The sequence below is a fragment of the Pseudoduganella ginsengisoli genome, from assembly GCF_009720865.1.
Classification (GTDB): domain Bacteria; phylum Pseudomonadota; class Gammaproteobacteria; order Burkholderiales; family Burkholderiaceae_D; genus Rugamonas; species Rugamonas ginsengisoli.
This window is the reverse complement of record NZ_WNLA01000005.1, coordinates 1-20,392: the sequence shown is the minus strand read 5'-3', so window position 1 is coordinate 20,392 and position 20,392 is coordinate 1. Positions and strand designations below refer to the sequence as shown.

25 protein-coding genes and 2 pseudogenes are annotated in these 20,392 nt (G+C 60.9%); 9 read left to right on the top strand and 18 right to left on the bottom strand.

Features of this window, described 5'->3' with window-relative positions:
- Window positions 1-49: 49 nt before the first annotated feature.
- The 9 genes and pseudogenes from GM668_RS10200 to GM668_RS10165 form a co-directional block, all read right to left on the bottom strand.
- Window positions 50-856 (bottom strand): PPK2 family polyphosphate kinase, encoded by an 807-nt coding sequence (locus tag GM668_RS10200; protein WP_155438852.1) that lies wholly within the window; start codon window positions 854-856, stop codon window positions 50-52.
- 60 nt (window positions 857-916) lie between these two features.
- The gene (locus GM668_RS10195) at window positions 917-1,870 is read right to left on the bottom strand and encodes a LysR substrate-binding domain-containing protein (RefSeq protein WP_155438851.1); all 954 of its coding nucleotides are present in this window, start codon (window positions 1,868-1,870) and stop codon (window positions 917-919) included.
- Between the two features lie 73 nt (window positions 1,871-1,943).
- Window positions 1,944-2,579 (bottom strand): SMP-30/gluconolactonase/LRE family protein, encoded by a 636-nt coding sequence (locus GM668_RS10190; protein ID WP_155438850.1) that lies wholly within the window; start codon window positions 2,577-2,579, stop codon window positions 1,944-1,946.
- A 2-nt stretch (window positions 2,580-2,581) separates the two neighbouring features.
- Window positions 2,582-2,746 (bottom strand): annotated as a pseudogene (locus GM668_RS31150) (2-dehydro-3-deoxy-6-phosphogalactonate aldolase); the annotation flags it as partial.
- Window positions 2,747-2,808: 62 nt separating this feature from the next.
- Window positions 2,809-3,015: pseudogene (locus GM668_RS31145) on the bottom strand (2-dehydro-3-deoxygalactonokinase); the annotation flags it as partial.
- A 5-nt stretch (window positions 3,016-3,020) separates the two neighbouring features.
- Window positions 3,021-4,169, bottom strand: coding sequence for a galactonate dehydratase (gene dgoD / locus GM668_RS10180; protein WP_155438848.1), 1,149 nt, complete (start codon window positions 4,167-4,169; stop codon window positions 3,021-3,023).
- A 100-nt stretch (window positions 4,170-4,269) separates the two neighbouring features.
- Window positions 4,270-4,728 carry a hypothetical protein gene (locus GM668_RS10175; protein WP_155438847.1) on the bottom strand — a complete coding sequence of 153 codons (459 nt, stop codon included), beginning with the start codon at window positions 4,726-4,728 and terminating at the stop codon, window positions 4,270-4,272.
- A 37-nt stretch (window positions 4,729-4,765) separates the two neighbouring features.
- Window positions 4,766-6,376 carry an NAD(P)-binding protein gene (locus GM668_RS10170; protein WP_155438846.1) on the bottom strand — a complete coding sequence of 537 codons (1,611 nt, stop codon included), beginning with the start codon at window positions 6,374-6,376 and terminating at the stop codon, window positions 4,766-4,768.
- Window positions 6,376-7,887 (bottom strand): polyamine aminopropyltransferase, encoded by a 1,512-nt coding sequence (locus tag GM668_RS10165; RefSeq protein WP_155438845.1) that lies wholly within the window; start codon window positions 7,885-7,887, stop codon window positions 6,376-6,378. The genes GM668_RS10170 and GM668_RS10165 overlap by 1 nt, the downstream gene beginning before the upstream one ends.
- A 55-nt stretch (window positions 7,888-7,942) precedes the next feature.
- On the opposite strand from GM668_RS10165, the gene GM668_RS10160 reads away from it, so the two are divergent.
- The 9 genes from GM668_RS10160 to GM668_RS10125 all read left to right on the top strand — a co-directional run bounded on the left by GM668_RS10160 (window position 7,943) and on the right by GM668_RS10125 (window position 13,796).
- Window positions 7,943-8,329, top strand: a complete 387-nt coding sequence (locus GM668_RS10160; RefSeq protein ID WP_170305579.1) for a DUF350 domain-containing protein — start codon at window positions 7,943-7,945, stop codon at window positions 8,327-8,329.
- A 65-nt stretch (window positions 8,330-8,394) separates the two neighbouring features.
- Entirely contained in the window at window positions 8,395-9,429 is a 1,035-nt protein-coding gene (locus tag GM668_RS10155) for an SPFH domain-containing protein (protein WP_155438844.1), read from the top strand.
- 19 nt (window positions 9,430-9,448) lie between these two features.
- A complete protein-coding gene (locus GM668_RS10150; RefSeq protein ID WP_155438843.1) occupies window positions 9,449-10,903 on the top strand; it encodes a DUF4178 domain-containing protein in 1,455 nt (484 codons plus the stop codon).
- Window positions 10,903-11,085, top strand: a complete 183-nt coding sequence (locus GM668_RS10145; protein WP_155438842.1) for a hypothetical protein — start codon at window positions 10,903-10,905, stop codon at window positions 11,083-11,085. Before GM668_RS10150 ends, GM668_RS10145 begins: the two co-directional genes overlap by 1 nt.
- The gene (speD, locus tag GM668_RS10140; RefSeq protein WP_155438841.1) at window positions 11,085-11,456 is read left to right on the top strand and encodes an adenosylmethionine decarboxylase; all 372 of its coding nucleotides are present in this window, start codon (window positions 11,085-11,087) and stop codon (window positions 11,454-11,456) included. Before GM668_RS10145 ends, speD begins: the two co-directional genes overlap by 1 nt.
- A gap of 179 nt (window positions 11,457-11,635) precedes the next feature.
- A complete protein-coding gene (gene rsgA / locus GM668_RS31430) occupies window positions 11,636-12,292 on the top strand; it encodes a GTPase RsgA (protein ID WP_371868680.1) in 657 nt (218 codons plus the stop codon).
- Window positions 12,226-12,726, top strand: coding sequence for a GTPase RsgA (gene rsgA, locus GM668_RS31425; protein WP_260115500.1), 501 nt, complete (start codon window positions 12,226-12,228; stop codon window positions 12,724-12,726). Before rsgA (GM668_RS31430) ends, rsgA (GM668_RS31425) begins: the two co-directional genes overlap by 67 nt.
- A 142-nt stretch (window positions 12,727-12,868) precedes the next feature.
- Complete coding sequence (locus GM668_RS10130) at window positions 12,869-13,234, top strand: VOC family protein (protein ID WP_155438840.1); 366 nt, start codon at window positions 12,869-12,871, stop codon at window positions 13,232-13,234.
- A 10-nt stretch (window positions 13,235-13,244) separates the two neighbouring features.
- A complete protein-coding gene (locus GM668_RS10125; protein ID WP_155438839.1) occupies window positions 13,245-13,796 on the top strand; it encodes a hypothetical protein in 552 nt (183 codons plus the stop codon).
- Here the strand turns inward: GM668_RS10125 and GM668_RS10120 are convergent.
- From GM668_RS10120 to GM668_RS30535, 9 genes are all read right to left on the bottom strand, one after another.
- Window positions 13,793-14,740, bottom strand: a complete 948-nt coding sequence (locus GM668_RS10120) for a hypothetical protein (RefSeq protein WP_155438838.1) — start codon at window positions 14,738-14,740, stop codon at window positions 13,793-13,795. The genes GM668_RS10125 and GM668_RS10120 overlap by 4 nt on opposite strands.
- Before the next feature lie 56 nt (window positions 14,741-14,796).
- Window positions 14,797-15,222 (bottom strand): F0F1 ATP synthase subunit epsilon, encoded by a 426-nt coding sequence (locus GM668_RS10115; RefSeq protein WP_155438837.1) that lies wholly within the window; start codon window positions 15,220-15,222, stop codon window positions 14,797-14,799.
- 95 nt (window positions 15,223-15,317) lie between these two features.
- Window positions 15,318-15,764 (bottom strand): type II secretion system protein, encoded by a 447-nt coding sequence (locus GM668_RS10110; protein WP_155438836.1) that lies wholly within the window; start codon window positions 15,762-15,764, stop codon window positions 15,318-15,320.
- 37 nt (window positions 15,765-15,801) lie between these two features.
- On the bottom strand, window positions 15,802-16,182 hold the full coding sequence (locus GM668_RS10105; RefSeq protein ID WP_155438835.1) for a type II secretion system protein: 381 nt from the start codon (window positions 16,180-16,182) through the stop codon (window positions 15,802-15,804).
- Window positions 16,176-16,667, bottom strand: a complete 492-nt coding sequence (locus GM668_RS10100) for a type II secretion system protein (RefSeq protein WP_155438834.1) — start codon at window positions 16,665-16,667, stop codon at window positions 16,176-16,178. The genes GM668_RS10105 and GM668_RS10100 overlap by 7 nt, the downstream gene beginning before the upstream one ends.
- Complete coding sequence (locus GM668_RS30905; protein ID WP_371868679.1) at window positions 16,664-18,781, bottom strand: secretin GspD/PilQ domain-containing protein; 2,118 nt, start codon at window positions 18,779-18,781, stop codon at window positions 16,664-16,666. The genes GM668_RS10100 and GM668_RS30905 overlap by 4 nt, the downstream gene beginning before the upstream one ends.
- Complete coding sequence (locus tag GM668_RS10090) at window positions 18,782-19,309, bottom strand: hypothetical protein (protein ID WP_155438833.1); 528 nt, start codon at window positions 19,307-19,309, stop codon at window positions 18,782-18,784.
- Entirely contained in the window at window positions 19,306-19,944 is a 639-nt protein-coding gene (locus GM668_RS10085) for a hypothetical protein (protein WP_155438832.1), read from the bottom strand. The genes GM668_RS10090 and GM668_RS10085 overlap by 4 nt, the downstream gene beginning before the upstream one ends.
- Window positions 19,932-20,392: hypothetical protein (locus GM668_RS30535; protein WP_170305578.1), on the bottom strand; the 461-nt coding region annotated here is incomplete at its 5' end. The genes GM668_RS10085 and GM668_RS30535, both read right to left, overlap by 13 nt.

The following is a 20,392-nucleotide window of genomic DNA, read 5'->3' as shown; positions in this document are numbered from 1 at the left end:
AAAATTTTCTGCGCGTTGTCGCAAAATCTGCACCATGCCGGTGCGGCACTTATCGAATTTTTAACTCTGCCAGTTTGGCATCGGGTGGTGGCCAGCGCAGGCGCAGGTCTTGCAGCGTTTCCAGCAACAGCGTGGCGATCGCCAGGTCGCGGTGCGGCTTGGAATCGGCCGGCACGATGAACCATGGCGCATGGTCCGCATCCGTCGCCAGGATCGCATCTTCATAGGCGTCCTGGAACGTGCGCCACTTCTTGCGCTGGTCGATGTCGGACTGGTCGAACTTCCACTGCTTTTTCGGATCCTCGAGCCGGGCCTGCAAGCGCTTGCGCTGTTCATCTTTGGAGATATGCAGGAACACTTTGACGATGGTGGTGCCGGTTTCCGCCAGCATGCGTTCAAAGTCGCGGATATGCCCATAGCGGCGCTGGCACTCCTTGCTGCCGATTTGCTTCAGCACGCGCGTAATCAGCACTTCTTCATAATGGCTGCGGTTGAATATGGCGATTTCCCCTTTGGCAGGGACATGCTGGTGCACGCGCCACAGGTAGTCGTAACCCGCTTCCAGCGGCGTAGGCGCCTTGAATGACGTGGCGCGCAAGCCGACCGGGTTGATTCCGCTGTACAGCGAACGCACGGCGCCATCCTTGCCGGACGTATCCATGCCCTGCAATACCAGCAACACCTTGTGCTTGCGCTGCGCATACAAGATGGTTTGCAGGTCGCTGACACGCTCCAGCACCTGATCCGTGCGTTCCTTGTCGCCCGACTTGCTGCCGTCGCCCAGCGGCTGGCGCGCGGCATCTTCTTCGCGCAGCGTGAATTTGTCTGGAACGCGGAACAGGTCGCGGGCTTTCATGGCATCCTCTCGGCATTGGCGTTGGGATGAGCCTAGCAGATGCGCGCCAACCGTGGCGCATCAACGCCGCTGCGGGTAGCGCGACGCCGCCACGTCGCGCAGCGCGGCCAGCATGGTTTCCGCACCGGGCGACAAGCGGTGGCGCTGGCGCGTAATGATGCCGTACATATCCATGCGCAAGCCCAGTTCGAACGGCAGCACCACCAGCAAGCCCGTATCAAGGTAAGGCCGCACCAGTTCTTCCGGCGTAGCGGCCACCATGTGGCTGCCGATCAGCAGCGACGTCAAGACCGGCAAAGCCAGCGTTTCCACGGTTTCCACCGGCGGCTCCAGCCCGGCCGACAGGAACAGCGACGTCAAACGGTCGCGCAAGATGCTGCCGGCCGGCGGCAATACCCACGGCGTGGCCGCCAGGTCGGCCAACGCCAGGTCCGTGCGCCCCGCCAGCGGGTGGCCGGCGCCAGCGACCAGGCTGTGAGGTTCATCGGTCAGCGGTTCAAAGTGCAATTCATTGGCCAGCGTACTGTCCAGGATACGGCCGACCACCATATCCAGCTCGCCCGCGCGCAGCCGCTCCGTCATCAGCTTGCTGGTATCGACCGTAACGGAAACCTGCAGCCGGGGATGGCGCTGTTTGACCAGCTTGACGGCATCGGTCACCAGGCCCGCCGATGGCGTCAGCACCGTGCCGACCGACACCCGGCCACTGAGGCCGGACAACAGTTCCATCACTTCCTGGTGCGCGGAATCCATTTCCGCCAGCGCGGCGCCGGCGCGGCGGATCATCACTTCGCCATACCACGTGGGCACCACGCCCCGCGGCAAGCGCTCAAACAGTTGCACGTTCAGCGCATGTTCCAATTCCGCCAGCAGTTTCGAGGCGGCAGGCTGCGTCAGGTTGGCCGCTTGCGCCGCATGCAAAATCGACCCATGCCGCCCCAATTCCACCAGCAGCACGAGATGGCGGGTTTTCAGGTGGGAGCGGACAAAGCGGTCGGCGCGGGGATCGGACATTGGCATTACGTCAAGGAAACGGACTCATTCATGATAGAGAGCGGTCCTGCCACCGTCAATGCGTACGTCCACCTCACTGGTCGTTGAACAGCGTGTCGGGCAAGCCGCGTGCACCGCCTGAATCGAACTGGTACAAGCCGCCCGCCACGCCGGGCTGCGGCATGGCGCCCACCAGCAACTGGTCGCGCTGCGGCCCGCCAAATGCAGGCTGGGTCGGGTATTCGGCCGGTAGCGCGATGCTGCGCAGCTGGCGGCCATCCGGCCCGTAGCATACTACTTTGCCTGCGCCAAAATGCGCGCTCCACAGGCAGCCATCCGCATCGACCACGACGCCGCGCGGCTGGGCATGCGGCACGTCGGCAAACAAGCGGATATTGGCGGCTTTCGCGGCTGGCGCATCGTAATCGCACTGCATGATGCGGTGGGTCACGGCGTCGCTGAAATACAGCGTGCGGCCATCGGGGCTGACAGCGATGCTGTGCGCCAGCGCGGCGGCGCGGTCCGGCAGGCGCGTGCGCGCCGGTTTCACGGGCGCGATGCCTTGTGGTCCCGGCCACGTATACATCGACACGCCATCCGGGTCGCACCACCACCACAGGCCATGGTGCCAGCGCAAGTTATCCACGTGGCCGCGGGCCAGCAGCGTGGCGCATTGGCTGCCGATTGCTTCGTCCATCTGGTGACGCAAGTTCGGCATGGCGGCCGCCATGGCTACGCCTGCTCGCACCACGCGCGGACAAAGGCGCGCGCATTGCCGCCCACCGCCGACGCACTCATGCCGGGCTTGTACAGCGCGGATCCCAGCCCGAAACCGGCTGCGCCGGCGGCGCGGTAGCCGCCCATCGTATCGGGCGCGATGCCGCCAACGGGCAACACACGCGCGCATCGGCCGGACAGGCGGTATACGGCACGTCGCGCCAGCCATGCAAACTGCCCACCATGCCGCACGCGACAACCGGCAAGGCAGGACGGGCGCGCATCCAGGCGCCCGCCACGTCATCGAGCGCACCGGCAAATGCGGCAGCGCCGGAAATCACGGATGCGCCATTGCCATTGGCGCTGATCAGGAAGGCGCGCAAACTGGTGCTGCCCCAATCCACGCCTATCAGGCGGGCACCGGCCAGCGCCTGCTGTTCGGTAGCCATCGCCATCACCACTCGGCGACGGAACCGTCGAAGTGGCGCCACAGCGGGTTGCGCCAATCTTCCGTGTTGCGGCTCGCTTCGATGACTTTTTCTTCATTGATCACGACACCCAGGCCCGGCTTTGGCAGCGGCTTGATGTAGCCTTTATCGAGGTGGAAGTCTTCCGGGTTCAACACGTAATCCAGCACTTCGCCACCCTTGTTGTAGTGGATGCCCATGCTTTGTTCCTGGATCACGGCGTTGTACGACACGAAGTCCACTTGCAGGCACGACGCCAGCGCGATCGGGCCCAATGGGCAGTGCGGCGCCAACGTGACGTCATACGCCTCCGCCATGGCGGCGATTTTCACGCATTCAGTAATGCCGCCGGCGTGCGACAAATCCGGCTGCAAAATCGAAATGCCGCCGCGCTCGAACACATGCTTGAATTCAAAGCGCGAATACATGCGCTCACCGGCCGCCAGCGGAATCGGCGTGGCCGCGGCCAGGCGCGGATAGTATTCAGCCTGTTCCGCCAGTACCGGTTCTTCCACGAACAGTGGACGGTAAGGTTCCAGTTCCTTCAGCAAGACTTTGGCCATCGGCGCGGCCACGCGGCCGTGGAAGTCGATGCCGAATTCGATGTCATTGCCAAACGCTTCGCGGATTTCCGCAATGCGCGATACGGCGGCATCGACTTTCTTCGACGTGTCGATCAGGCCGAATTCTTCAGTGCCGTTCATTTTGAACGTATCAAAGCCTGCTTCGCGCAGCGCCCTGATGCCGGCAATGACGTCGGCCGGACGGTCGCCGCCCACCCAGCTATACGTTTTCATGCGGTCGCGCACGAGGCCGCCCAGTAATTCGTAGACCGGCACGCCCAGCGCCTTGCCCTTGATGTCCCACAGTGCCTGGTCGATACCAGCCATGGCGCTCATCAGGATAGGACCGCCGCGGTAAAAGCCGCCGCGGTACATTACTTGCCACAAGTCGTTGATGCGGCGCGGGTCTTGCCCGATCAGGTAATGGCCGAGCTCTTCAACGGCAGTTTCCACCGAACGCGCTTTACCTTCGATCACGGGTTCGCCCCAGCCGACGATGCCTTCGTCGGTTTCAATCTTCAGCAGCATCCAGCGCGGTGGAATACGGTACGTGGTGAGTTTTGTGATTTTCATGGCTTCATCTGTGTGGGGATACGATGAAGCGAGTCTAAGACGGGACGTTAAATCAGAAATATCAAACTTTTACGCGCTCCTATGCTCTTTTGGTATAAGTTCAATGCTTGCGTCCAAGCGCGATGTCCAGCGGCTTACATGCCATCACGATTTCGCGCTGGCAGACTTCCACGGCCTGGATACGGGACGCTTCGCTCTCTTCACTGTTCCCGCTATCCTCGCTGTCACCGTCTTCTGCCACTTCCCGATGCTTGTCCGGCACAAAGGCAGACACCTTGTAGTCAACAGTGGGATACATACCTTTCGCACACTCGACGCCAACCGTACCATCAGGCATGAACAGCATTCTCGCCGTCCCCCGTGTCTTGCGTCGTGCTTCAGGCCCATCCTGTAGTTTCAGCTGCTTCTTCAACGCCAGCACGACTTCGCGCAAGTCGGTGGCTTTGGCGCAGGCGGTTTGCGCAGCGTCCTTGCCAGAGAACGCATAGGATTCCGGCTCAGCAGCCGCGCAATTGAACACCCACGCAGCGGCGCAACCGATAATGACTTTAGCAAGCATATTTTGATATCAAAAAAGATACCATTTTACTTAACAGTCACTGGGCCGCCAACGCCGCGGCCCGGATCCCCCACCACGCCGCCTCTTCAAACACGGAAAAGCCCGATAAATCCGAATGGGCAAACAAAACCGGGCCATCCACGCCACGCAGCGCCAGCGCCCCCTGGTTCGACAGGAAACCCGGCAGCGGCGCCGCCATCGCGTGGCCCCGCAGCGTGATATCGACCCGTTCCACGCACGGTGCAAACGCGGCGCCATACGCGGCTTGGAGATCGGCTGACGCCAGCGCCAGCAGCTCGGCAGGAGACGACGCCACCATCCAGCGCCGCGCCGACACGGGCGTGCGGTCCGACAGTGCGACGTAGGCCGAAAACACGGTCTTGGGCGGCGGCGTCACGCGGATATCCTGGTGGGTGGACACGACGAAACCCAGCCCCGGTTCCTGGTACACGACGTTATCCCAGGACAGCGGCGTATGCGGCTTTTCTTGCGGGAAGCGGTTCAACAGGAAATTCGCCACCAGCCACGGCGAATACACGGGATTGTCGCGTTCCGCGTCATAGCCATATTGTGCGATGTTGTCGACCACGCGGGCCGCCACGTACAAGGGCATGGCGCAAATGGCTTTGCGGGCCTGCACCAGGTAGCTGACCGGTTTGCCATGCTCAAGACGGAAGCATAGCGCTTCCACGCCCCGCCCCGTCGTTTTCACGGACACCACGGTGCCAGCATGCCGCTTGACGGCCGCCTTTTGTTCCAGCCCCGCCGCCAATGGCTGCAAGCCGCCCGGCCACGTCAGCCACGCGCCGTTCGACGCATTGGCAGCCTGCCCCCAGCGGCTGCAGTAATAGTGCAGCCCCGCCCACGCGGAAACGTGGTCATAGCGCGCGCCATAATCATCGCGGCAGCAATAATTCAAATACCAGTGCAAGGTCGGCGACCGGTAGCCTTGCTGTTCCAGCCACTGCTTCAATGTGATGCGGTCCAGCGCCCGCCACTGCGGATCTTGCGACGACAGCACGGTGGGAAATACAAAAATGCGCTTGCCATCGCTGCCACGGGTTTGCCGCAGTTTGTCGACTTCGGCAAAGAAGCGCTTGTGTTCCGCCAGTTCCCAGTCCGGCACGCCTTCCGTCGGGATAAACCCTTCCTGCCACCGGCCCTGGAACAGCAAGCGTTCTTCCGGCGCATGCAGCAGCCAGCGCTCGTCGTAATACGGCTTTTCCGCATACGGGTCGCGCAAGATGATGCCGAGGTCAAACAGGATGTCGCGCACGTGCGTGGATTCAGGCGACGGCAGCGGCAGGTAATGGCCGCCGGTCGGGTATTCCAGGTCGCCAAAGCGCCCGCCCGCCGCATTGCCATACGGTTGCGGCCCATCCACCATCAGGAAATCGGTGAGCCCCAGCTTGTGCAGCTTCCACGCGGCCGTCATGCCGGCAATGCCGGAACCAAGGATGGCGACATCCGTGCGCAAGGTCTGCGATGGCGGCGGCAGCGCCTTGCGGTCGCGCATGAAGTGCCCTTCATCGCGGCCCGGGTAGTGCACGGTGGGCGTGATTTCCTGCCAGCGCTGGAAACCCGCCACGCTGCCCGCAGCCACGGCGCCACTGGCGCCTGCCCACACGAGGAAGGAACGCCGGTCCATCAGCGGATCACCTTGCGCCAGTCCTGTTCGAATTCATGCACCAGCGACTGCGTATTCAACCGGTTCGGCGCCATGTCCATGCGCTGCATGTCTGGCGGGAAGGCAAACATGGCGCGCGTCGTGTCGCCATTCAGGAACCGCATCGGCAAGCGGTACTGGTCCGGCGGCTGGTACGCCATTTGCGGCGACGCGAGGATGAAGCCCCATTCGCCAAACGATGGCACATACGCGTGATAGGGATACGTCTTCAGCCCCACGTCGCGCAAGGTGGCGTCCACCGTCCAGTAAGCGTGCGGCGCAAAGAAAGGCGACGTCGATTGCACGACAATCAGGCCATTGGCTGCCACATGTTTTTTCACCATGCCGTAAAACGGCACCGAATACAGCTTGCCCAGCGCGAAACTGGAGGGATCAGGAAAATCAATGATGACAGCGTCGAACATCTCTTCCGTGTTTTGCAGCCAGATCGCCGCATCCGCATTGATGACGCGGGCGCGCGGATTGCGGAACGAGCCGCCATTCAATTTCACCAGTTCATCGCGCGTGGTGAACGCGCCCGTCATGGCCGGGTCCAGGTCCACCAGGGTCACGTGTTCAATATTCGGATAGCGCAGGATTTCCCGCAGCGCCAGGCCATCGCCGCCGCCCAGCACCAGCACCTTTTTCGCCCACGGCAGCGCCTCCAGCGCCGGGTGCACGAGCGCTTCGTGGTAGCGGTACTCATCGCGCGACGAGAACTGCAGGTTGCCATTGATGTACAGCCGCAAATCATCTTTCCAGCGCGTGATGACGAGGCGCTGGTATGGCGTCGTCGTTGAATACACGATTTCATCGCCAAACAAGCCATGTTCGCCCCAGTGCGTCATGCGGTCGGCGCCGATAAAGCCCGCCACAAGAACACACAGCACGGTGGCGGCGCGCAGCACGCGGCCGGACAAGTTTTCCAGTTCGGTGCGGAACACGTAAATGGTCCAGCAAGCCACGCCCACATTGAGCATGCCAAACAGGAAACCCGTGCGCACCAGGCCCAGGTACGGCGCCAGCACCAGCGGGAACAGCACGGACACTGCCAGCGCGCCCAGGTAGTCAAAGGTCAGCACACGGCTCACCAATTCATTGAATTCCGTCTTGCGCTCGTTCAGCGCGCGCATCACCAGCGGCACTTCCATGCCCACCAGCGCCCCCACCATGAATACCATCACATACAGCAGCGCGCGGAACGGCGCCGCCATCCACGAAAACGTCAAAAACAGTACGGCAGCCGACACGCCGCCGATCAGTCCCACGGCCAGCTCGATGTCGACAAAGCGCGCCAGGACCTGGTCATCGCTGACATACTTCGACACGTGGGCGCCCACGCCCATGGCGAACAGGTAGCAACCGATAATCGTGGAAAACTGCAGCACCGAGTCGCCCAGCAGGTAGCTCGACAGCGCGCCGGCAATCAATTCATAGGCCAGTCCACACGAGGCGACAACAAAGACGGACAGGATCAGAATTCTTTTTGTCATCGGGTATTTCTGCACTAATATTGTCAGTATTACAGGATACTATCCGAGGAATGCCGTGCCGCCCATCCTAAACTATGCGATTCACCTGTTCCTGGCCGCGCTGCTGCTGATCATGTTCTTCGCGATCTATACGCGCCTCACGCCTTACGATGAAGTGCTGCTGATCCGCCAGGGCAACCCGGCGGCAGCATTGTCGCTGGGCGGCGCGCTGATCGGCTTTTCGCTGACCATCGCATCGAGCCTGATTCATACGGCGAATTACGAGCAATTCTTCCTGTGGGCTTTCGGCGCCATGGCAGTGCAGGTACTGGTGTATTTCGTTACCTCGCACATGCTGAAAATGTCGCGCGATCACATTGAAAACGGCAATGCCGCGTATGGCGGTTTGCTGGGCGCCATTTCCATTTCAATTGGCGCCATCAACGCGGCCTGCATTTCCTGAATCTGGTATGTGGATGCCCGGCCTAAAGGCCCTGCACCCAAACTCTAAATGTGAAGGAGACCATCATGGGCCTTGGCAGCTTTATCAAGAAGCAGTTTATCGACGTCATCCAGTGGACGGAAGACCAGGAAGGCGTACTGGCATGGCGCTTCCCCATGCAAGACCAGGAAATCCAGAATGGCGGCGTGCTGGTCGTGCGCGAATCGCAAGTGGCGGTATTCGTCAATGAAGGCCAGATTGCCGACGTGTTCGGCCCCGGCACGCACAAGCTGACCACGCAAACGTTGCCGGTGCTGACCAACCTGAAAAACTGGGACAAGCTGTTTGACTCGCCGTTCAAGTCGGACGTGTATTTCTTCAGCACCCGCGTGCAGACGGGCCGCAAATGGGGCACGCAGCAGCCGATCACGATCCGCGACAAGGATTTCGACATGATCCGCGTACGGGCCTTCGGCATGTATTCATACCGCGTGGCAGATCCCCGCAAGTTTTATACGGAGTTGTCCGGCACGCGCGAAATTTACACGCGCGATAACGTGGAAGACCAGCTGCGCGGCATTTTACTTGCCACCATGGCCGGCTCGCTGGGCGCATCCAATGTGGCCTTCCTCGACATGGCGGCCAACCAGGCGCTGATGGCGCAGCAGGTGCGCGGCGACTTGGCCGATGCGTTTGCCCGCTATGGCGTGGGGCTCGATGAATTCAACGTGGCCAGCGTCAGCTTGCCGGAAGAATTGCAGGCCGCGCTGGACGAGCGCATTTCCGCCGGCATGAAGGGGGGACTGGGCGCCGACAAGATGGCTGGCTATACCAAGTTCCAGGTGGCCAATGCGATCCCGCTGGCGGCGCAAAACGAAGGCGGCATTGCCGGCATCGGCGCGGGCCTGGGCGCCGGCGTGACGCTGGGGCAGGCCATGGGCCAGGCCGTGGGTGCATCGCTGTCGCCTGCGGCGCCGCAGGCTGCTCCGGCAGCAGTGTCGGCGGAAGACGATATCGAAGCCCGTTTGGGCAAGCTGAAAGGCTTGCTGGACAAGGGGCTGATTTCAGCGGCCGACTATGACACGGCCAAGTCGGAATTGTTGAAGAAGCTGATTGGTTGAACAACGTTAAAGCGCTGACATGCAGATAGTTTCTTGCCCCAGCTGCGGCGCGGAAGTCACGTTCCGCTCGCACGCGTCCGTCATGGCCGTGTGCGAGTACTGCAATACCAGCGTCCTCAAGGGCGCCGATGCAGTCAAGGACATGGGCAAGATGTCCGCCGTGCTGGAAGATTATTCTCCGGTCCAGATCAACACGTCGGGCGTGCTGGGCGGCCGCCAGTTCACCGTGGTGGGCCGCATCCAGCTGCAATACAGCGCGGGCATGTGGAATGAGTGGTATTTGCTGTTCGACGACGGAACCAATGGATGGCTGGGCGATTCGTCCGGCCAGTTCGTTGTCACGACCGTGCGCCAGACCTCAGGCGCGCTGCCATCATTCGACAGCCTGTCGCCCGGCAGCTTTACCACGGTAGATAACCGCCGCTATACGGTGGCCGAAGTGCGCACGGCGCAATGCATCGGCGGCCAGGGTGAATTGCCGTTCAAGGTGGGTGAAGGCTGGCAGGCCAAGGTGGCCGACTTGCGCGATGGCGGCAGCTTTGCCACGCTTGATTACTCGGACGATGACGTGCCCACTGCCTACACGGGCGTCTCCGTCACATTGGAAAGCATGCAGTGCCAGCTGCTGCGCGACGATGACGAAATCCGGCGCACCACAGGGCGCCACCGGGGCAAGCTGACAGCACTAGACTGCCCATCGTGCGGTGGCCCCATCCAATACCTGCCCGGGCTGACGTCAGCCCTGCTGTGCCCTTCATGCCATGCGCAGCTCGACGCGGCCAGCCCGAAAGTGCAAGTGCTGCAGGCAGGCGAGCGGCTGGAAGCCATGCGGCCTTCGCTGGAACTGGGCGCTATGGCGCGCATGAACCAGCAGGAAATCCGCGTCATCGGCTTCATGGTACGTGAAGACGATGAAGGCACGCGCTGGAACGAATACCTCGTGTATGGCGCCCGCTCGGGCTTTTCATGGCTGGTGGAAACGGATGACGGGTGGTCCCGCGCTACCGTGATGTCCGAGTGGCCGCAGTGGGAGGGCGGCGACTATGCGCGGCAGGACAAGGCATCGTTCAAGAAGCTGTACAGCTATGGCGCGCGGGTCGTGTATGCGGCGGGCGCGTTCAATTGGCGGGTACAGGCGGGCGACACGGTGTACGTGACGGAATTCGAGCAGGGACAAGTCAGGCTGGCGGCGGAACTGGCGCGGGAAGAATTGACGTGGTCCCGTTCCACGCCGGTGCCTTATGACCAGTTGAAGGCGCTGTTTGGCGCGTCGATGCGCGGCAAGGAACCGGCCCCGAAAACACGCCCCGGCAGCCCCAAGAGCCTGGCCAAGAAAGCCATCATGATCATGCTGGCGCTGAACCTGGTGCCGATCCTGCTGTCATTCCGCGGCGCGTTCTTCTATAACCTGTTCGGCGTGCTGGCGATTTTCCTGCCCGCGTTGTTCATTGAATCACAAGACAAGGATAAATAATGGGCCGCTACACCATGTACGTGGTCTTCGTGCTGGCGGTGACCACTGTCAGCAGCTGGGTCCACATGCTGAACAGCTTCAGTTCTTCGTCCGGCGGCGGCTCCAGCTGGAGTTCGCATTCCAGTGGCGGCGGCAGCTATGGCGGGGGCTATGGCGGCGGTGGCGGAGGAGGCCACAAGTAATGCAACACCAGCCACGCGGCCGGCATGTGCTGGCGGATTTATCGGGCATTGATGCGGCGAAGCTGACCAGTTGCGGCACGATCGAGCGCCTGCTGCGCGCCGCCGCCGAGGCGGCCGGCGCGCACGTATTGCACAGCCATTTCCACGGTTTCGGCCCCGGCCAGGGTGTGACGGGCGTAGCGCTGCTAGCCGAGTCCCACATTTCCATCCATACGTGGCCGGAGCACGGCTACGCCGCCGCCGACATTTTCATGTGCGGCGATGCGCGGCCGGAACTGGCGCTGCAGATGTTGCAATCGGCGCTGGCGCCGCAATCGTGCATCGTGCAAACCGTCGAACGCACGCCAGGCAGGGCGATTGACCCGAATTAACAATAGTGCGACACTGGCGGCTTCCCATTAACCGAACAGGAGAATCAGCCATGCGTACTTTGGATATTGCCCTCCTGCCGGCAGCCTGATTCACGCCCTTCCATCACTGGCATGATGTAACGGCGCGCAGCGCCGGCTTTCCCCATTTAAATCGGCCTTTTGCCTTCACGCAAAAGGATGTGCTGTCGCGCGCCTGCATGGCGCGCCTGATGGGAAACATCATGTTATCTATTCAATTTGAAACGCTGCAGCGTATCGGTTTTACCAACGCGTTTTTCTCACAGCTGGCGCCTGTTCAGGACGGAATGAATGCGCACGTCATGCGCATTATCGAAGTTCATAAAGACAGGCTTACTCTTCACGACGGGGAGCGTCCCTGTTCAGCCCGTGTTTTGCCACGATTACTCTCCCTATTGGAAGAAAATGATTATTCCCTGGCGGTCGGCGACTGGGTTGTCGCAGAAAACAATGTATTAGATGAGCTGTGGATTACCTCAAAGTTATCCCCAGTCAATCATTTAAGCCGCCGTTCTTTTGATGGCCGTAGACAATCCGTGGCCAGCAATATCGATACGGCATTATTAGTGATGGGCCTGGACCATGATTTCAATTTACGGCGGCTGGAACGTTATATTGCCCTGGTTGCCGCGGCAGATATTACACCTGTCGTGGTATTAACCAAGGCCGATACCGTTACTAACGCTGGTGAATGCATTCAACAAACCATGCAGAGGTTAAATCACCGCTACCCCATTTTGCCATCAACGCCTTGGATAAGTCTTCCGTTCAACAATTGGCGCCATGGCTCAACAGCGGGCAAACCCTGTGTTTATTAGGTTCGTCCGGCGCCGGCAAATCCACATTAACCAATACTTTGACGAATGCGAATCAGCAAACAGGCGCCATCAGGGAAGATGACAGCCGCGGCCGTCATACGACAACGCACCGCTCCATGCATTTCTGTGTATCCGGCGCCTGTATTATTGATGCGCCCGGATTACGGACTTTAAGGCCGGATGGTGGCGACGACAGTATTAACACAGCCTTTGAAGATATCGGCTATTGGGCAGCACAATGCCAATTCAGGAATTGCCACCATGAGTCAGAACCTGGCTGTGCAGTTCGCGAACATTGCGATCCGGACCGCATCTTCAATTACCACAAGCTGTTGCGCGATTTGCACCGTACCCAGCAAACGCCACTGGAACGTATTAATGAACGCTCCCGCTGGAAAGCCATCATAAAATCCGTCCGCAACAAACGGGAATGAGCACCAGCGGCGCCCCTGAAGTCCCGGTTGGACCTTTCAGGGGTGAAAAGCACTGTTTTATGCCAGAAGTTAGCGCAATCATGCTGATTTATGGTACAAGAACCAGTAAACTGGGCATCCCCCACATGAACCGGAGAATCCCATGGCTTTATCCCGCATCGGTCAAATTGCCTTGCCTGTTTCCGACGCCAACCGCGCAGAAGCGTTTTATGGCGGCACGCTGGGTTTGAATAAACTGTTCCGTTATGGCGACCTGGTATTTTTTGATTGCGGCGGGGTGCGTTTGATGCTGGAAGGTACGCCTAAAGCAGTCCAGCCGGGCGCCGGGGTCTGCCATTATTTCTATGTGGAAGAAATTGAAGCCATGGCGGCGATCTTGAAAGCCCGCGGCGTACAATTTGATGGTGATCCGCATTTAATTGCTAAAATGCCGGATCATGAATTATGGATGGCGTTTTTCCGCGACCCCGATGGCCATTTACTGGCATTGATGGAAGAAAAGCGCTGAGAGGATCGTTATGCGTAACTGGGCATCACTTGCTGTATTGCTGACGCTTGCCGCCTGTGGCAATGATTACCAGCCGGTACAGTTATACCAAGCCACGACACCGGCATGCAGTAAATGGGAAGAGGGTTCGACATTTGCACTGCCCGAAAATATTACTGTCACTGCGACGCCGCCCATAGCATTGCCGGACGGTGGCGTGGAAATCAATGTCGTCTATATGGTGCCCCGTGGCGGCATGGCGCAATTCACCAGCCGTGCATTTAAAATCAGTGCTCCTAAAGGTCCGCCATTAGCCAACGGTGAATTGGTGACGATTTATCGCCGTGGTACGGAGGGCCGGCCGGAAATAGTCGATGTGATTGAACAAGTTCCGGTATTGATGACGGGTATCGGCACCTCGGATACGACGCAATACCGTTTTAAATTGCATTTCAAGGGGAAATTGCCGGAGCGCTTTGATTTCATGCTGCCTGATATGAAAATCAAGAATGAACGCTATCCGGTACGAACATTTACGTACCGGTATTTTGAAGACCGTAAAACTTATGGCATGTGCAGTTAATTAGAGGCGGACTGGGCAGCCTGCTTTAATTTGTGCACAGTATCGACGACAAGTTGCCGGGCTTGTTGGCAATCAAGGCTCGCCAAGGTTTGCAAATCGCGGGTTTTCCCGATTTCACGCGCCACGAGGTAGCCCAGGTAATAACCGCGGCGCGGCGCCAGGCCCGTGTTATCGCGTCGAGTGCTAAATAACGGCCCATACAGCGCATCGTCGCTGTTATCAAGCACGGTTTCCAAATGCGCCAGCGATGCATATAGCGTGGCTTTTACTTTCGGCAAACTGCCTTCCGGGAAAGTCAGCAGCATTTCCGATTCCGTCGCGTCAGGATTCAACGCTTGCGAAACATAGGTTGCCAATCCTTCCCGCCATAATGGCTGCCACATCCCCTGCCCTTCGCATTCGGGAGCCCGAACGTTGTGATGGATATGGAACAGTTCATGGTGGAAGAAGGCCGCCTCGTTACCGTTGCCATGCAAGGCCGTCATCATGTCGGCCCCGAAAATCAGGTAATGCTTGCCCTCCAGTTCACGGGGGCCGCCATCCATTTCGCCCAGCGAATGCAACAGGTACAACGGTACCGGGAGCTGGAAATCAGGGAAAGCGCGCGAAAACGTGGCCATATGGCGAGGCAGTTCCGCATCAAACTGGCCAATCTTGGCCAGGTAGGCTTGGCGCCACTTTCCAAAGCCTGCAATAACGCTGGCAATGTGGCGGTCCCGCTCGGTTGCGGTGGCTTTGGGACCAAAGCGCTGCAGCCCGTAAAACGCGGGGAATTTGCTGCCGACGTCACGGTGGAACGCTGCGACCCGTTCGTTTTCCGCCATATCCTGGGTAGCGTCCCAGAAAGTCACGAAATCGCGCGCCAGGTTGGTGACTTTCACCGGTTCGCCAGCACTGGCCACGGCTGTGCACAACAGCAGAGTTATTAACAGCAAGCGTTTCATCCGTGCTTTCGTTGATTAAAAGCAAATTATGACACGCCAATGTTATCAAATCAACATTAGTGCTTGGCTCGCCAGCGTGCAATGGCCGCCAGTTGCGCAACGGCAACCGCCAATTCCGCCTGCACCTTCGCATAATCAATTTGGCCGCTGTGATGCGCCAATTGTTCTTCCGCGAGTTTGCGGGCTTCATTGGCCCGTGCTTCATCCAGGTCTTTCCCCCGGATCACCGTATCGGCCAGCACAGTAATATTGTCCGGCTGTACTTCCAAAATACCGCCCGCCACGAACAGGAATTCCTCGTCGCCTGAGCCCGGTTTTTGAATGCGGACCACGCCGGGCCGGATGCGGGTAATCAGCGGCGTATGGCGCGGATAAATACCCAATTCACCCTGTTCTCCCGGCAGCACGACAAACGTGGCGGGACCGGAAAAATATTGACCTTCGGCGGAAACAACGTCGATATGCAAAGTGGCGACGGCCATGGCAATCCTGTATAGGGTGATGAATGGTTACGATACTAACACCCAGACAACGAAAAGGCAGCCCGGCCCAGGTACCGGCGTGTAGCGATGCCTGCTCACCGCTTCGCCCCGGTCTGCATTTCCGGGCTGACCAGGAACTTCCAGTCGCTGTAATGGGAAGCATTTTTAAACGCCGCATCGTCCTGCTCGAAGCCATCGCGCTTGACGGGCGCCTGTGCCGACAAGGAATAGATCCCGACGATGCGGCCATCCAGCCATACCATGCCCCACAGCGCCTTTTTCGTCATCGGATCAACAAAAATCTTTCTCAGATGCCGGTGCGCCATTCCGCTGCGGCGATCATCCAGCAACTCTTCCAGCGAAGCAGGATAGGGCCGGCCGTTTGCAGGCGTTGCCTCGCGGTACCGTTGCAGCGCCATACGGAATTGGTGGCCAATAAACAATAATTCTTTTTCCCTCTCGCGCTGACTGATCGTGGCGTCGATCTCCAGCGCATACGTACCGGCCAGCCCCACCAGGGCCACGACAATCAGTGTCCACATATATGCCCAGCCGGCCGAGCGCCGGCCCAGCCGCGCTTTAGTACGCCGCATACGGTATGCCATCCCGGCCCTCCCCTTCGGCGCCGCTGCGCACGTCCGCCACGCCGGAACTGTCCGGATCCGTGGAGGGCAACAAGACCCAGCTGGCGGGCGATTCCGTGATCGGGTCCACTGGCACGGCGCGCAGGTAGCGCCGCTCAACCAGCTCCTTCAGGGAACTGGGGTAGCGTCCCTGGTCAGCGTGGTAGCGGTCAATCGAGCGGCGCATGGATGCCAAACTGTCGCGCAACGCAAATTCCCGGGCGCGTGTAATGGTTCCCCAGTAACGCGGTACGGCCACGGTGGTCAGCAGCGCAATGATGGCCATCACGGTCAACAGTTCGATCAGCGTAAAGCCGCGCGCAGGCCGGTTCACCATGCGCGATACGGGACGCCGTTCAATCCCGTTCCCCCGGATTTCGAGTACACGTCAAAAACATCGCGGCCTTCGCTCGGTGCGTCCGGTGGCGAAGCATAGCTGCGCACCCCCCAGCTTTCCGCCGGACGGATAGCTTGACCTGCATTGAAGGGATCGGCCGGCAAGCGCCTCAGAAAATACAGGCGCTGCCGCGTAGGGCTGCGCTGGTCCACCACCCCGTCCACCAGCACATTCAGCGACGGCGGATAGCCGCTATCGCCGATTTTCATCATGATCCGGCCCTGTTCGGCGGCACGTTTGTAAGCGTCGATTGCTTCCCGGATCTGTATCAGCGCGGCGCGCAGTTCATATTCTTGCTGACGCTTGACCGCCACTTGCGCGGTGGGTACCGCCAGCATGGCCAGCACCCCCATGATGGCCAGCGTCATCATCAATTCAATGAACGTAAAGCCTTGCTGGGATACGCGGCGGCAAACTGCAGTCATGAGTGTCCCGTCTTGCCTTTGGCAGTAATGGGCACCGGCGCTGGCGATGGCGGCACCGGTAATGGTGCAACAGCCGGCGCCTTGGATGGAGACCAGGCGCCCGGCGGGGATGCGGTTTCCGACAACGGTGCCGCCGGCTGTGCTGCGGCTGGCTGTGCTGCGGCTGGCTGTGCTGCGGCTGGCTGTGCTGTGGCTGGCTGTGCTGCTGCCGGTTGTGCCGCTGCCGGTTGTGCCGCTGCCGGTTGTGCCGCTGCCGGTTGTGCCGCTGCCGGCTGTGCCGCTGCCGGTTGTGCCGCTGCCGGTTGTGCCGGGACGGCGCCAACAACTGGCGCCAGCGTCAACGGCTTGGCCCCGGCCAGCGCTTCCGTACCCGCATCAAATTCCGCTGCCGGCAGTTCCGGCCGCCGTATGGCGCGCACGATACGGGGTGTAATGGACAGCAGGATTTCCGTCCGCTGCGCATCATCCTTCTGGCTGCCGAACAACCGGCCCAGCAGCGGCAACTCCCCGGCGCCAGGCACCTTGTTGGCATTCGAGCGGTCCTCGTCGCTGATCAGGCCAGCCAGCACCTGGGTTTCACCATGTTTCAGGCGCAGCACGGTGTTGGCGCTGCGGGCGCCAATCTGGTACGACAAGGTACCGGTCTTGCTGATCACTTCACGCACCAGGTTCGACACTTCCAACCCAACCTTGATGGCCACTTCATCGTCCAGCGAAATCGTCGGCTCCACTTCCAGCTTCAGCCCGACATCCAGGTAATTGACGGATTCAGTGACGGCCAGGTTGGTGGACGTGGTCGTGATGACCGGAACCCGGTCGCCGATGGTCACTTTGGCCTTTTCCTTGTTGCGCACACGGATGCGGGGATTGGCCAGAATATTGCCATCCTGGTCTTCCTTGCGGGCATTGATCCGGAGGCTGTCGATCGTCGCCGCCGTGGTCGCGGAACGGATGCCGCGCAAGTTACGCAGCGTTAAAGGGGTTTTATCCAGCTGTAATGGCGACAATGCCAGCTGGGTCGGCCATTGGATACCCAATTCCAGCAGGCGGGAACGTTTGACTTCAACGATTTCCACGTCCAGCACGACTTCGGGATCGCCGACATCCTGCAACGCGACCAGGCGTTCGGCCAGGCGCACGGCCTCGGGGGTATCGCGCATGATCAGCATGCCGAGGCGCTCATCGACCACCAGGTCCTGGGTTTTAACGATGGTCTTGATGCTGTTCGCCACTGCCTTGACGTCGGCATTGGCCAGGATAAACGTGCGCACCACCAGCGTTTGGTAATCCTTGACCTTTTGCTGGGCATTCGGATAAATCAGGACCGCATTCTGGCTCAGTACTTTCTGGCGCAACTGGCTGGTCGTCAGCAGCAGGTTCAGGCAGTCCTCCACCGACATGTCCTTGGCCCGCAACGTACCCTTCAAGTCCGGACGCACATCGGCGTCATAAAAAATGTTCAGGCCCGCCATCTGCGCAATCGCATCGAGGATAGTGCGCAGCGGTGCATCCTGGAATTCCAGCGTAATCGGCTTCTGGAAGCGTGCAGACAGCCGCGCATCCGTGCGCGCCTGCCGGCCATGCAATTCGTCGAACCGTTCTTTCACGGCCAGCGCCTGGCGCTGGAACGGGTTCTCGGCCAAGACCTGGCGCAGTTTATCCTGCGCCTGCAGCAGGCTGGCCGGGCTGCCTTCTTCCACCAGTTGCGCCGCTTCCCTGGCCAGCGTTTCATGCTGACGGTCCATCGCCAGGTTTTGCAAGCCCTGGCGCGCCATGGCGTTGGCCGGCTCAATGGATTGCACCCGCGCGAAATACTGGCGCGCCTCGTCCGCACGTCCTTCGCTCCTGGCCATATCCGCCGCTGCCAGCAAACGATTGATCACGGACGTGCGCTGGCTGGCCAGCGCCAGGCGGTATTCACCGTTGCCGGGCTCGTGCTGCACGGCGGCTTCCAGTTGTGCCAGGCCCTGCTCATACTGGCCGGCGGCCAGCAATCCCTGTCCTTCGCGGAACGCGCGCGGACCGGCGCATCCAGCCAGCGAAGCGGCGCACAGTGCGGCGATCGCCCACCGCCACGGCGCATACCGGAAACCCTGCTTGTCATGTTGATTCACTTACTTACCTGCACTTATCGTCAAATGTTGCGGTTGATCCAACGGGAGATAACGTATCTGCAAGATGCGCCCATCTTCACTATCCAATCGGTACTGGCCTTCGACCGTGTCCCCCACCTTGGCCAGGATCGTACGGTCGCCCCAGCGCAGGAACAGCGTGACCTGGCCATCCTCGACGGCGCGGCCCAGCACCTGGAATGGCGGGGGCGGCGCCACCGGCGCCACCGGCTGCGATGGCGGGGGCGGCGGCGCTGTTGCGGCAACAGGCGCGGCCACCGGCTGTACCGGCCGTGGCGCGGCAAAGACGTTTTCCGCCATCGCCTCGCCGGTGCGCGGCAGGATTTCCAGCACTTCGGCATCCCTGTCCGGTAAAGCAACTGGACCCGCCGTGGCCGCAACAGGTTGCCGCTGCGGCCGGGCGGGCGTACTGAGCGCCGACTGCGCGTCATCCCGCGGCGCCCAATAGGCGGCCAGCAGTGTCGCCAGCAATACCACCATCAATCCTGCGCGGCGTGTCCGTGCATTCATGGCGCCCCCTCCGGCAGCGCCTGCGCGGCTGCAACGGCGCCGGCCGGCAAACGGGCATGCACCACCCACTCGATACGCGCCTCCATTTCCAGCGACTCCGGGCGCTCGCGCCGGTATTGAACGCTGGTCAGCGCCAGCGCGCGCCGGGCTTGCAGGGCGCGCTGTATCAGCCGCTGCACGGCCTGCGGGTTGCCTTTAACGGGCAGGCTCATATGGTAACGGACAAAGCCGCCTGCCACGTCGGCCTGCTCGCGGTAATCACCGCGCTGCATGGCCAATCCTTCCTGCGCCCCCAATTGCAAAACTTCCTGGACCACTTCCGGCAGTTCCGCATAAGGTGTCAGCACATCGTCAAACGCCTGTAATCGCGCTGCCGTCCCTGTTTGCGGCGTTTGCGCGGCCGGGGCGCGCACACGCGCAGCGTCCCGCAACACGGATTCCCGCTGCAATGCCTGCAGCCGGCGGCCCTGGGTATCGTCCACCCACCAGGCCGCGCCGGCCAGCAGCACGCCCGCCAGCAACACCAGCGGCAGCCAGCCATGGCGCCGGAGCGCGCGCCGGGCGCCACATCGGATCCGCCAGGCCAGCGCGGCGCCGGCGCCGCGCCATTGGCGCACGTACGTCAAGGCTGCCATCGCACCTCCACCGTGAAGCGATATGGACGTGCCGGCGCCGTATCGTCCTGTTCGTGCTGCGTCAGCACGGCCGCCGTCAACGGCCGCCGGTCGGCAAGGTACGCTACGTAGCGGGCCATATCATTGCTGTCCGCAGCCTGCGCCTGCAAACGCAGCGTGCCGCGCCCGGTGGCCGGCTCGGCTTCCGCCACTTGCACGTTCAGCAGCGACACTGGCAAATCCTGCGGCGGCTCCATGGCGCGCAGCAAGGCGGCAATCGGCATATTCAGCGTGCGGATTGCATGGTTGACGTGCCGGATGCGGACCGTTTCGGCTTCGCTGCGGCGCGCTTGGGCCACCGGCGATGGCGCCGCCGGCGCCGCCAGGGCCTGTTCCAGCGCCGCAGCGCGCGTGCTGGTTTGCCAGGCAGCGCCAGCCATCAGCGACGCCAGCGCCAGCACAGCGCCGG

Bases quoted from the DNA above. Each gene is read 5' to 3' on its own strand.
- GM668_RS10200 (WP_155438852.1), bottom strand. From the start codon at position 856: ATGAAAGCCCGCGACCTGTTCCGCGTTCCAGACAAATTCACGCTGCGC.
- GM668_RS10195 (WP_155438851.1), bottom strand. From the start codon at position 1,870: ATGTCCGATCCCCGCGCCGACCGCTTTGTCCGCTCCCACCTGAAAACC.
- GM668_RS10190 (WP_155438850.1), bottom strand. From the start codon at position 2,579: ATGGCGGCCGCCATGCCGAACTTGCGTCACCAGATGGACGAAGCAATC.
- dgoD (WP_155438848.1), bottom strand. From the start codon at position 4,169: ATGAAAATCACAAAACTCACCACGTACCGTATTCCACCGCGCTGGATG.
- GM668_RS10175 (WP_155438847.1), bottom strand. From the start codon at position 4,728: ATGCTTGCTAAAGTCATTATCGGTTGCGCCGCTGCGTGGGTGTTCAAT.
- GM668_RS10170 (WP_155438846.1), bottom strand. From the start codon at position 6,376: ATGGACCGGCGTTCCTTCCTCGTGTGGGCAGGCGCCAGTGGCGCCGTG.
- GM668_RS10165 (WP_155438845.1), bottom strand. From the start codon at position 7,887: ATGACAAAAAGAATTCTGATCCTGTCCGTCTTTGTTGTCGCCTCGTGT.
- GM668_RS10155 (WP_155438844.1), top strand. From the start codon at position 8,395: ATGGGCCTTGGCAGCTTTATCAAGAAGCAGTTTATCGACGTCATCCAG.
- GM668_RS10150 (WP_155438843.1), top strand. From the start codon at position 9,449: ATGCAGATAGTTTCTTGCCCCAGCTGCGGCGCGGAAGTCACGTTCCGC.
- GM668_RS10145 (WP_155438842.1), top strand. From the start codon at position 10,903: ATGGGCCGCTACACCATGTACGTGGTCTTCGTGCTGGCGGTGACCACT.
- speD (WP_155438841.1), top strand. From the start codon at position 11,085: ATGCAACACCAGCCACGCGGCCGGCATGTGCTGGCGGATTTATCGGGC.
- GM668_RS10130 (WP_155438840.1), top strand. From the start codon at position 12,869: ATGGCTTTATCCCGCATCGGTCAAATTGCCTTGCCTGTTTCCGACGCC.
- GM668_RS10125 (WP_155438839.1), top strand. From the start codon at position 13,245: ATGCGTAACTGGGCATCACTTGCTGTATTGCTGACGCTTGCCGCCTGT.
- GM668_RS10120 (WP_155438838.1), bottom strand. From the start codon at position 14,740: ATGAAACGCTTGCTGTTAATAACTCTGCTGTTGTGCACAGCCGTGGCC.
- GM668_RS10115 (WP_155438837.1), bottom strand. From the start codon at position 15,222: ATGGCCGTCGCCACTTTGCATATCGACGTTGTTTCCGCCGAAGGTCAA.
- GM668_RS10110 (WP_155438836.1), bottom strand. From the start codon at position 15,764: ATGTGGACACTGATTGTCGTGGCCCTGGTGGGGCTGGCCGGTACGTAT.
- GM668_RS10105 (WP_155438835.1), bottom strand. From the start codon at position 16,182: ATGGTGAACCGGCCTGCGCGCGGCTTTACGCTGATCGAACTGTTGACC.
- GM668_RS10100 (WP_155438834.1), bottom strand. From the start codon at position 16,667: ATGACTGCAGTTTGCCGCCGCGTATCCCAGCAAGGCTTTACGTTCATT.
- GM668_RS10090 (WP_155438833.1), bottom strand. From the start codon at position 19,309: ATGAATGCACGGACACGCCGCGCAGGATTGATGGTGGTATTGCTGGCG.
- GM668_RS10085 (WP_155438832.1), bottom strand. From the start codon at position 19,944: ATGGCAGCCTTGACGTACGTGCGCCAATGGCGCGGCGCCGGCGCCGCG.